Here is an 11,724-nt window from a genome sequence, read left to right as displayed (position 1 = left end):
GCTCGCCCGTAATTTTTTGGCCGCTGTTCATCTCGCCGCTCTCGTCGCATATTGGCTCAATTGAGTCTGGACCCTAGTTCGGCATTTAGATGATCTCGATTCATCTATCGCGAAACTGGCAGGTGACCCGAGCTTGAGGCAAGCCAGGCCGCCGCGCGACGATCACCACTAACGTGATCATCTGGGATCGGAGGACTCGTGACACCATCTCTATGACGTTCGCCCGGTCGACTCGCAAGCAGATAGGACGTCGTATCGCGCGTAACTCCGAAGGCCATCGCGCGCTCATGAGTACGGGCGCATTCCACAGGCCTTCGGTGCAAGACGCAAGCGTCCAGGGCAGCTCATGTCACCCCGATTACGCGGATGTTGTTAGTGGTTCCGGGCTGCGCGAACGGAATTCCCGCAACTATAACCACGGTATCCAAGCTTTCAGCGAACTGCTCGCCGACCGCGGTAGAGACGGCCCGAGACACCATCTCCTCGTAGTCGTTCACGTCGGTTGACGACACACTGTGCGTGCCCCAGAGCAAACAAAGCCGACGGGCAGTTTCGATACTCGGCGTCACCGCAAGAAGGGGCACATCCGGGCGGCGACGGGCAATGCGGGCAGCGGACGTGCCTCCAGATGTGTAGACGACGATCGCAGAGGCATGGATCGCGGATGCTAATCCCGCAGCCGCCGCGGCCACCGCGTGAGGGGCCGTCTGCTCCTCCTCCGGACGCAAAGCATCGACGATAGAACGATACATCTTGTGACGTTCGGTGCTGCGGATAATACTATCCATCATCTCCACTGCTTCACGCGGGTAATGGCCTACGGCTGACTCCGCAGACAGCATGACCGCGTCCGCTCCATCGTAAATAGCCGTCGCCACGTCCGATGCCTCGGCGCGGGTCGGCGTCGGCGAAACGACCATGGAGTCGAGCATCTGCGTGGCCACGATGACCGGCTTTACCGCCAATCGACAGGCTCGCACCAATTCCTTCTGCCGGCCAGGAACGTCCTGATGAGGAATCTCGACGCCAAGGTCGCCCCGCGCCACCATGACCGCGTCGGATAAGCTAATGATGTCGTCGATCCGGTCGAGTGCCGCCGGCTTCTCGATCTTCGCGACGAGGCCCGCCCGATCTCTGATCAGTCCCCTCGCCTCGATGAGATCTCCCGGCCGCTGCACGAACGACAGCGCCACCCAATCGACGCCCAGTCGAAGACCGAAGTCGAGGTCCGAACGGTCTTTCGGAGTAAGTGGCGACAGGTCGAGGATCGTCCCCGGCAGGTTGACTCCTTTGTGGTTGGAAAGCTTTCCGCCGATGATCACCTCGGCTTCGAGGCTATTGCAATCCAGCGACTTGACACGAACCCGCAGCCGCCCGTCGTCGATCAATAGATCGTGCCCCGGCGCTGCCGCTGCAAACACCTCGGGGTGCGGCAGCGGGATCGCATCCCGATCACCTTCGATGCCTTCCTGGACGAAGCGGACGGTCTCGCCCGCCGCCAGCGTCAGACTCCCTTCGCGCAACGTACCGATACGAATCTTGGGTCCCTGGAGGTCGAGCAGGATACCGATCGGCCTGCCCATCTCGATCTCGAGAGCTCGGATCGCGGCGTGAACGTTGGCATGGTCCTGCTTCGCACCGTGGCTGAAGTTGAGACGAAACGTATCGACCCCGGCCTCGAACAGCTTTCGCAGCATCTCTGGCTCGCAGCACGCCGGCCCAACGGTTGCTACGATTTTTGCTCGTCGGTTTCGGCGCACGTTGGTCATTTCTCCATCAACAAATCGGGGCCCTACGTGATGAAGGGGGTCCTCAGGACAGGCTTGTTCCCTGCTACCGCGGAGGCGTCTTGTCCGGCCCGAACATCAGGCCGGCCTCGCGGAACCCTCCGTCGACGTTCAATGTGTGGCCATGAACGTATCGGCTCTCGTCCGACGACAGGAACACCGCGGCATCGGCAATTTCCTCCGGAAGGCCATAGCGGCCCATTGGGATGAGATATTCATAGGCTTTCCGCGTCGCCGGATCGTGTGCCGTCTTGGCCATCTCGGTTTCGATCGCTCCTGGAGCGATGTTGTTGACATTGATCCGGTGCTGCGCGAGCTCGACCGCCATGACCTTCGTGAGCAGCTCCAGCCCGGCCTTGGCCGCGCCATATGCGCCTCGACCGTTCCCGCCGCGCTGTCCCGACAGGGACGCAATATTGATGATCTTGCCGCCGCGCCCCTGATTGACCATCTGGCGCGCAACCGCCTGCGCGACAATGAACGCACCAGTCAGATTGATCGAGATCATTCGTTGCCAATCCTCGAGCTTGATATCGAGGAAGGGCGTATTGCCGCCGATGCCGGCGTTGTTGATCAGAATATCCAATCCGCCGCACTGCTGGACGATTTCATCCAACAACTCCGTCACGGACTCCTGGTTCGCGACATCCACCTTCAAGCCGAGATGCTCGCGACTCGCGTTTTCAAGCATCGACGCCGATGTCTTCGCGCCATCCACGTTGAGGTCCGCGATGACGATGCGAGCCCCGTCTCGCGCCAGCGCCTTGGAGATAGCGAAGCCGATACCGCGCGCGCCACCGGTGACGAGCGCCACCTTCTTGTTCAATCTCATATCGATCTAGCTCCCGCTTCGTCGTCTCAGGTTAACTTTCCAGTGGTGCGCTCAAGTGTCGTCCACAATTCCTCGCCGTACTTTGCACGCCATTCCTTGTAGAACCCCGCAGTGCGAAGCGCTTCGCGGAAGGCCGCGACGTCCGGCTCATTGAATATGAGGCCCTTCTTGGACAGATCTCCACGCAGGGAAGTCGCGAGCGTGGCCATATCCGTTCTCTCGGCCATCGCGGCATCGTTGATCGCGGCAGCGATGATCTTGCGCAGATCCTCGGGAATAGCCTCCCAGTTCCGCTTATTTGCGACGCAGAAGAAGGCGTCCCACATGTGACCGGTCAAAGCGCAGTATTTCTGCACTTCGAACAGATTTGCGGTGAAGATATTTGCCAACGAATTCTCCTGACCGTCGACGATCTTCGTTTGCAGCGCAGAATACAATTCGCTGTAGTTGATCGCCGTCGGCGCGGCGCCGAACGCCTGGAACATCGACGTCCACAACGCACCGACAGGCACGCGGATCTTGACGCCCTTCAGATCGGCCGGTGTGTTGATCTGCTTTGCGCTCGTCGTGATGTTGCGAAACCCGTTGTCCCACATCTTGCCCATGGGAACGAGGTTCGCTTTTCCGATAGCGAGCCGCAACGCATCGCCGAGCTCTCCGTCCATCGCCTTCCAGACTGCGTCGTAGTCCGGGAAGATGAACCCCAATCCGTAAATCGATGCCGATGGAACGATCGTCGACAGAACATTGATCCCGGAATTGAGAAACAAATCGAGCCCGCCGGCGCGCAGTTGCGACAGCATGTCGGTGTCACCTCCGAGCTGATTATTGGGAAATACGTTGATTTCCACTCGCCCCTTCGTTTCCGTCAGTACGCGTTCGGCCGCCTCTCTGGCGCGCGTCGTAATCGGGTGAGACTCGGCGAGATTGAAACCCCAGCGAAGCCGGAACTCCGCGGCCGCCCGAGCGCTTTTGATCGGATATCCAATGCCAGTGGCCAGAGCCGCTGTCGTGGTCCCCTGCAGAAACCTTCTGCGATTGAAAGTCCGTTTCATCGCTTCCCTCCATTCTCTACGTGGTTTGTACTATTATGGTCCGGGCACCAGCGCTTACAGGAATCCCGTCGATATCCACGGGACGAGCGCCACGATCGCGAGCCCGATCAACAGGGCCGTCATGTAACCTACGATGGGTCTCATTCCAGCGTCCGGGCTTACCCTGCTGATCGCGCAAGCTGCGTAGTAGCCGACGCCGAACGGCGGTGCGAACAGACCGACGCCCATCGCCAATATGACGACCATCGAATAGTGCACGAGATCGATTCCGAGCGCTTGAGCGATCGGAAAAAGCAGCGGCCCGAAGAGAACGATCGCGGGAATGCCCTCGAGCACACTGCCCAGTACGACGAAGGCCACGATGGACACCGCCATGAAACTCATCGACCCGCCCGGCAGCTGCTTCATCGCCACGGCGAGCGAGCGCGAGAATCCCGATTGCGTCAAACTCCATGCCATCGACGTCGCAGTGCCGATGATGAACAGAATTGCGCCGGACAAGCTGGCAGTCTCGACCAGCATGGGCGTGATCCGCCGCCAGTCGAATTGCCTGTAGAACACGGCTCCAACGACGATCGCATAGAATATGCCGATCGTGGACACCTCGGTTGCGGTCGCCACGCCTTCGATAACCGCCGAGCGAATGACGAACGGCAATGCGATTGCCGGCACGGCGACCAAAAACGTCTTGCCGATCTCCTTGGCGGAGGCACGACGGGCGAGGCTGCGGTCCTCGTTGCGGTACCTCCACGCGATGACGCAACAGAGCGTGATCGCCAGGATGACGCCGGGGAGCAGGCCTCCGGTGAACAAGGCCGCGATCGAGACACCGGTAACCGACCCGATCGTGATGAGAACGATACTCGGGGGAATTGTCTCGGTCTGGGCGCCCGTTGCCGCGAGCAGCGCCACGAGGTCTCCCTCCTTGGCGCCGCGGCGCTTCATCTCAGGGAAAAGAACGGGCGCAACCGCCGCCATGTCCGCAGCTTTCGATCCCGAGATGCCGGAGACGAGGTACATCGCTCCGACCAGGACGTACAACAGTCCGCCACGCACATGGCCCAACAGGCTGGCAAGGAACGCAACCATGGCCCGCGCCATGCCGGTCATTTCGATGAGCTGGCCGAGGAATACAAACAGAGGAACCGACAGCAGGATCAGATGGCTGACGCCCTCGTCAATGCGGCCCACGATGATGAGCGGCGGCGTCCTCGTGGTGAGCATGAGATAGCCGAACGTCGCCAGACCGAACGAAAAGGCGATCGGCACGCCGGTGAATACCGCGCTCGCCACCACCACGACGAAGAAGATGACGAGATTGATGTTGCCAAGCGGCGCAAAGAGGGGCTGGAGCAGCCAAAACAGGCCTACAATGAACGCGACGGTGCCGAGCGAAGAAAAGATCAGTCTGGTGTCAGCGAGGCGAACGAGCCGAAGCAGTGCAAATATGCCCATCAACCCGAAGCCAACGGGTGCAGCGGTGGCGCGCCACGCATTGGACAGGTCCATCGCCGGAGTTCTGACGATCGCTTCCTCGATGGCGTACTCGAGCGCGGCCGGGAATAGCAGAACGACCAGTCCAAGCGATGCCGCCAATGCGATTGTGTCGAGTTGCGCTCGCATTCGCGGCGATACGAAAGCGAACAGGGCCGTCATCCGCATGTGCTCGCCCCTTCGCAACGCGATGGCAGAGCCCAGCATTACCAGCCAGAGAAACAGCATGGACGCGAGTTCGTCCGACCAAATGATCGGCTTGAGGAAGACGTAGCGTGCCAGAACTCCCGCAAACAGCAGCAAGATCTCGGCGGCCAGCAGTATGGAGACGCAAACCTCGAGCAGTCGACCGATCAGTCGGTCGACGCCGTCCGCAACGGCAAGCGCGATGTTCTTGCTTGAGTTCTCCATGGCTCTCGGCAGAGCCGCGCACGACATGGCGTCGCCCGCACCATCGTGCGTAACCACGCCGCCCGAGGGCATCGATGGCACACTCACGGCATCCTCCCTGTTTCGCTTTTAGCAGACTTTACCGAGCCACCCGTGTTCGAAGAACTTTTCTTCGCCGAGTTGACCGCCTTTGAACGCTATCTGAAGTCCGTCCAACCGCCCGCGTGTCGCTCCGGCCCTGCAGAGCGGAACGCCCGGACTTACGCGGGCCGCAATTTCGAGGGCGTCGATGTCCAGCAACTGCGCGACTTGGCTCGACGTGTCACCGCCCGACAGCAGCAATCTTTTCAACGGTACCGCTTCGAGGATGTCACTGACGAGCTGTCCTAGCTTCCGGCCAAGATTTCGGCCGCCTTCATGCTTGGCGAGCTCGCGAGACATTCCGCCGCCGACGAACTTCTCGATCATCTTTCCGATCCGCGGATCATCCGGACCGCGTGCCGTATGCAATATGACGCTGCGCCCTTCCTTGAGAAGAGAAGTGGCGCTTCGGACGACCTGGGTCGCGACCACGCCATGCTTGTCGGGATCAAGCAAGTCGGCTGCATCAAGAGGAACCTCGGCAAAACCGGCCCGGACGGCTGCGTCGATCTGCAAGGCCGTCAGCGAGGAAGCGCTGCCGGATACGGCGAGCACCTGGTCAACCGGGGACGGGTTACCATAGCTTTCAGAGGGCGGAGGAATTATCCCGGCCTCACGCCACCATTGCATCAAAGCATATTCCACGCCTGACGGGCCGACCACAAACGCGCTTCGATTACCGGCCGCGCGATCGGCGATCAGTCGGCCGACCTGCGTAAGTTGCGACGCGTTCACGGAATCCAGCAATATTGCGTCGGGCGCACATTTCGCCAGTTCTGCGAACCGGCCGGCGGCCCTCGCATGATCCTGATCGAGGAAGGGCAACGTGAGTTTTTCGATCTCGAGTGCTGCCTGCCGACCGATATGGACAGCCAGATCGCTTTCGTTCATCGGCGTCACCGGATGAACGCTCATGATCGGGTGACGGTCGATCCTGTAGATGTTCCCGTCCGTCCCGGATCTGGCAAATAGATTGCCGAAGATGCAGTATCGTTGCAGCGAAGGCGTTCCGCCGACGATCGGGATCGGATCGTTGCCGAACACGGACTTGGCGATCTCGATCACCCGGCCGATGCTGCCGATCTCGGGCGAGCTGTCGAAAGTGGAGCACACCTTGTAGTGCACAATTGGCGCTCCGAGCGATGCAAGGTATCGGAAATCTCCCGGCAGGTGCTCGGTCATCTCCGCGGACGACATGCCGCGGCTTACTCCCGCGAGGCCGACAACCTCTAGGTCGCCGAAATGCTTCAAGACGTCGGGCGTCGGGGGACGTAGAAAAAGTGCCGCACGCAGGCCGGCGAAGGCCACGGCCTCAAGGGCGTCAGTCGATCCTGTGAAATCGTCGCCGTAGAAGGCAAGTCGGTATCGACCTTGCGTCACGCCGCGCCTCCGAACTTTGAGATAGCGAGCTGCAATGGCCGATGGGATTTGGCGTATTCGGTAACTGGCACGCCTTGAACTGCGGCTTCCCAAGCCTCGCGCAGGCTCATGACGCCGTCAGCAATGCCCCCTGGATGGCCCATGATGCCACCTCCGGCCAGATGCATCAGATCAATGCTTCCGAGCCGCTCAAACGTGTCACCTGCCTGTCCCGCCCATTGCCCCGACGAAAAGACCGGCATCATCGCCTTGACCCCTGAAAAGGCCGCCAGACAAGACCTGGCCGAAGCAACGACGGAATCATCCGGCTCCCAGAATTTGCTCCTCAGGCCGTTGACATGCAGATGATCGACACCGGTCAGGCGCCATAGCTTTTGAAACGCGGCAAAATCGAAACCGAGCCACGGGTGGCGCGTGAACAGGCCCCAGCCGTTGCGGTGACCGTGGATCGGCAGATTGGTGTATGTTCGCAGATGTTCAATTGCCGAGAATCCGCACCAATTGACACTCACCATCACGCACGTGCCGCCGGCTTCCAGCACCAGGTCGTGGCGGCGCCGCATGTCGTCGATCGAGCCACTGATGTTGATTGCGTACATCGGCTTTCGACCCAACCGATCGGCATGCTTTTCGATGACGGGGAACACAGCCTTCAGACGCTCTTCAAAGGGCGCATACGGCGGATCCGCAATCAGTTCGTCGTCCTTGAGAAAGTCAATGCCGGCCTCGCAAAGCTTGTCGACGAGCACGGCGGTCTCGGACGCAGACATACCAATGCTTGGTTTCAGGATCGTACCGATCAATGGCCGATCAATGACTCCGGCCAAACGTCGGGTCCCCTCAACGCCGAACTTCGGACCTGGAAAGCCCGCGGCGTAGCTAACAGGCATCTCGATGTCGAGGAGCCGGAGACCCGTCGTCTCGCCGAGTTCGAACAGATTGCCCGCAACGGTCGCCAAGAGCGTCGGGATATTGCAGCCTACATTGTCAACCGGAAAGGCGATTTCGATTTCGCCGCGATGAAACGCGTTTGGGCGATCCTTCTTCTCGAAGAAGGAACTGCGCAGAGTCGGGCTATCGACAGGCGGAAGCTCGGTGACGCTAATCACCCGGGCTCGCGATCGCCTCTTGAGCTCATCGGTCTCCCCGGGTAACGCAAGGAACGTCCCGCTCGACTGCTCCCCGGCAATGACTTCCGCTGCCCTCGCCACGCTATCGCCGGTCTCGACGAGATATCGGGCGGTAAACTCGGATCGCGGACTATCGCTGCGCATGGTACGCCCTGTCGAGGTTTGCTGCATTTCTTCCGAAATTTTGTCTCTTTCATCCGGGCGGCCCGCTCGGATGATGGACGGCCACATCTGACCTTGAGTACCCGGCGGCAGCAAACGATATTGATGAAGCGAGATGTGAGAAAAACTCACATCATGCGATCCGCGGATCCAACACGGCTCGGGGCTTGGAAGGACTGGACTAGGCGTCCACGCTGCCCAGGCCCGCGCACATCTCCGCGGTGGCGGACATCTCGCGCGTGAGCCAGTTGGAAACCGCCCTACTTTCAGGACGGCTCGCCACGTGAGGAGCGGTCCAAAGCATTAACATTCGCTTGCCGGGAATGCTGCCGAATGGCGCGACCAATCTTCCACTGTTGATCTCCTCGAGGACAAACATCGTGGGGACTAGCGCCAAGCCAAGGCCGCACAGCGCGGCCTGGATGAGCAAATAGAAGTGTTCGTAGGATTCTTGAATGCGGACATCTTGCCGCAGCCCCAACTCGTCGAGCCAGTCCGACCAGGCCTCGGGACGCGTCCGCGTCCCTAACAATCGGCAATCCGCGATGTCGCTTGGCCTTCTGAGCCTGTTGGCCTTCGCATAAGACGTCGCACAGACGGGCGAAATCCACTCCCGCGCAAGCTCTTTTATGACAACATCCTTGGGTGGTGTGATGGTGCTGGAGCGAATCGCGACACTCACTTTATCACGGATGAAATCCACTTGATCGTAGTTCATGTTGAATTGGAGATCGATATTCCTGTGAGCTTCGTGAAATCCCGCGAGGCGAGGTATCAGCCAATACATCATGATGGTCGCCGAACAGGAGACCGTCAGCGGTCCAGGCAATATCTGCTCGACACTGCCATCTATAAGATTGAATGCAGCGGTAAGGCCTTCGGCCAGGCGACTCCCCTCAGGGGTCGGGTCTGTCGAGGAGGACGTTCGCACCAGGAGCGGAACGCCAAGCAATTCCTCGAGCGACCGGATATGGCGGCTGATCGCTCCATGAGTCACCGATAATTCGAGCGAAGCCGCAGTCATGCTGCGCAACCGCGCCGTTGCTTCGAAAGCACGTAACGCATTGAGCGAAGGCTTTGGACGCGCCATCCGACCCTCCAAACGACAACTCTAGCGGCTGTGAGCTTTTATCACAAGGGTGGCGTTAAAAGTCGTTTGGGGGTTCTGCGCCGGAGTCTTAAGCTGGTGCAACGCTCGATCATGGCTGGCCCAACCCACTACGGACGGCCTTGAAATCTGCCTGGTCGTTGGCATGAGGCATCAAGAATGGCGCACAAGAAGATGATCGTCGAGGCTCGCGTGAACGAATACGCGATGCGGGATGGAAACCCTCACGTTCCCTGGACGGCAGACGAAATCGCCGAGACGGCAGCTCGCTGCCGCGAAGCTGGGGCTTCAATTCTTCACTTCCACGCTCGTGCGGACGACGGAGCGCCGCTCCATACCGCCGAAAGGAACGCTGAGATCATCCGAAAGGTTCGGCAGAAGTGCGACATGCTGATCCTGCCAACGCTCGGCTTCTTCGCCAACGACACCGACCCGAATGCGAGGATTAACTGCATTCTCGAACTTGCCAAGGACCCGGCGACCAAACCGGACATCGTTCCGATTGACACCGGCAGCACCAATCTCGACGTATTCGACCGTGAGAAGCTCGGTTTTTCGCACGCCGATCGCGTTTACGAAAACCGAACCAACGCAGTGGAGCATTACTTTCGCTGCCTGAAGAATGCCGGCATCAAACCGAAGATGACCTGCTGGTCGATCGGCTTTGTGCGACGCGCGCTGGCATTCATGGAGATGGGCCTCGTGGCCGAGCCCGGCTACTTCCTGCTCAACATGACCGATGGTCCGTATCTCACCGGCCATCCCGGTACGCTCGAAGGATTGGACGCATTCTTGCCGTTCCTACCCAAGACCGTCAGGCACAGCTGGACTGCCAATATTGTCGGCGGAAACTTGTTGGATCTGTGCGAGGGCGTCGCGAGGCGTGGCGGCAATATCGCTCCGGGGATTGGAGACTACCCATACATTGAGCTCGGCCGCCCGACCAACGAGGAACTCGTCCGCCGCACTTGCACAATCGCGAGAGGATGCGGACGGGAGATCGCTTCGCCAGATGACGTCCGCGAGATCCTCGAAATCTCCTGATGCGGCGCATCTCGATACGATCGGCCACCGCCCTTCGATAAAAATCAACCAACGAGACCAGAAATTCTGCACCTCCCCGAGGTTCTCCCTGACTGTGCCGGGATCTCAATGGATCTCGGCACTTTTTTTGCGGCAGGTGCGCTTGCGGGCGCACCCCTCCCTTAATGCCGAATAAAGAAGTCCGATTGAGCTACGCTCTATTTCAGTCCAACCACGGTATGGGGCACGTAGCGTTCTTCCAGTCTGGCTATTTCATCGGATGTCAGCTTCAGGCCGAGCGCTTCAATCGCATCGTCAAGGTGCTGCGTTTTGGTCGCACCAACAATTGGTGCCGTCACTCCGGCCTTTGCAGCTACCCACGCCAGCGCCACGTGCGCTGGCGCCACTCGTCGTTCCATCGCAATATCCGTAACTGCGTCGACGATGCTCCGGTCGGCAGCTTCGGCATGGCCGTAGAACTGTGCCGTTACGTTGTCAGTATCGGAGCGAGAGCTTCTCTCAGTCCATGGGCGGGTGAGCCGGCCCCGGGCAAGCGGACTGAACGCAATCACACCGACGCCTTCGTCCCGACAGAGCGGAAGCATTTCTCGCTCTTCTTCTCTGTAAAGAAGATTCAAATGACACTGCAAGGAGACAAAACGCGTCCACGAATTCGCGTCAGATCGGTACAAAGCCTTGGCGAATTGCCACGCATAGACATTGCTCGCACCGATGTAGCGCACCTTTCCGCTTCGTACGAGGTCGTTCAAGGCTTCGAGAGTCTCATCGATTGGCGTGTCGTTGTCCCAGAAATGGATCTGGTACAGATCGATATAGTCGGTGCCGAGCCTCCGGAGACTTGCTTCCGCTTCGGCAAGAATTGCCTTTCGTGAAAGGCCGATCCCGTTTGGTCCCGGGCGCATGCGACCGTAGACCTTCGTGGCGATCACGATTTCGTCTCGCGGTACCATTTCCTTGAGAATCTTGCCGACGATCTCCTCGCTCGTACCGTCCGAGTACATGTTGGCCGTGTCGAAACAATTGATCCCGAAATCGAGAGCCTTGCGTATGAATGGCCGACTATCGCTCTCGCCTAGGGTCCAAGGATGATTCCCTCGCTCACCGACCCCGTAACTCATGCAGCCAAGTACAATCCGCGAAATCTTGAGGCCCGAACGGCCCAAACGTATGTAATCCATGAGCGATACCCTCGCTGTCTCGC

9 protein-coding genes are annotated in these 11,724 nt (G+C 59.6%); 1 reads left to right on the top strand and 8 read right to left on the bottom strand.

Annotation, left to right across the window (positions count from 1 at the left end; translation table 11 throughout):
* Nucleotides 1-344 precede the first annotated feature (344 nt).
* The 7 genes from pyk to QJT82_RS39710 all read right to left on the bottom strand — a co-directional run bounded on the left by pyk (nt 345) and on the right by QJT82_RS39710 (nt 9,461).
* Nucleotides 345-1,760, bottom strand: a complete 1,416-nt coding sequence (gene pyk, locus QJT82_RS39740; RefSeq protein WP_038376695.1) for a pyruvate kinase — start codon at nt 1,758-1,760, stop codon at nt 345-347.
* A 73-nt stretch (nt 1,761-1,833) separates the two neighbouring features.
* A complete protein-coding gene (locus tag QJT82_RS39735; protein ID WP_016847722.1) occupies nt 1,834-2,619 on the bottom strand; it encodes an SDR family NAD(P)-dependent oxidoreductase in 786 nt (261 codons plus the stop codon).
* Between the two features lie 26 nt (nt 2,620-2,645).
* Entirely contained in the window at nt 2,646-3,674 is a 1,029-nt protein-coding gene (locus QJT82_RS39730) for a TRAP transporter substrate-binding protein (protein WP_038376693.1), read from the bottom strand.
* A 54-nt stretch (nt 3,675-3,728) separates the two neighbouring features.
* Nucleotides 3,729-5,579 carry a TRAP transporter large permease subunit gene (locus QJT82_RS39725; RefSeq protein WP_051003325.1) on the bottom strand — a complete coding sequence of 617 codons (1,851 nt, stop codon included), beginning with the start codon at nt 5,577-5,579 and terminating at the stop codon, nt 3,729-3,731.
* 108 nt (nt 5,580-5,687) lie between these two features.
* On the bottom strand, nt 5,688-7,079 hold the full coding sequence (locus QJT82_RS39720; RefSeq protein WP_075968515.1) for a four-carbon acid sugar kinase family protein: 1,392 nt from the start codon (nt 7,077-7,079) through the stop codon (nt 5,688-5,690).
* Complete coding sequence (locus tag QJT82_RS39715; RefSeq protein WP_244436042.1) at nt 7,076-8,503, bottom strand: ribulose-bisphosphate carboxylase large subunit family protein; 1,428 nt, start codon at nt 8,501-8,503, stop codon at nt 7,076-7,078. Before QJT82_RS39715 ends, QJT82_RS39720 begins: the two co-directional genes overlap by 4 nt.
* A 49-nt stretch (nt 8,504-8,552) precedes the next feature.
* A complete protein-coding gene (locus tag QJT82_RS39710; RefSeq protein WP_038376685.1) occupies nt 8,553-9,461 on the bottom strand; it encodes a LysR substrate-binding domain-containing protein in 909 nt (302 codons plus the stop codon).
* A 177-nt stretch (nt 9,462-9,638) separates the two neighbouring features.
* On the opposite strand from QJT82_RS39710, the gene QJT82_RS39705 reads away from it, so the two are divergent.
* The gene (locus tag QJT82_RS39705) at nt 9,639-10,523 is read left to right on the top strand and encodes a 3-keto-5-aminohexanoate cleavage protein (protein WP_016847716.1); all 885 of its coding nucleotides are present in this window, start codon (nt 9,639-9,641) and stop codon (nt 10,521-10,523) included.
* Nucleotides 10,524-10,720: 197 nt separating this feature from the next.
* Here the strand turns inward: QJT82_RS39705 and QJT82_RS39700 are convergent, their stop codons facing one another.
* Complete coding sequence (locus QJT82_RS39700) at nt 10,721-11,701, bottom strand: aldo/keto reductase (RefSeq protein ID WP_016847715.1); 981 nt, start codon at nt 11,699-11,701, stop codon at nt 10,721-10,723.
* Nucleotides 11,702-11,724 lie beyond the last annotated feature (23 nt).

Source organism: Bradyrhizobium sp. Mp19 (assembly GCF_029952935.1).
Taxonomy (GTDB): Bacteria; Pseudomonadota; Alphaproteobacteria; order Rhizobiales; family Xanthobacteraceae; genus Bradyrhizobium; species Bradyrhizobium elkanii.
This window is presented reverse-complemented; position numbering and strand designations above follow the sequence as displayed.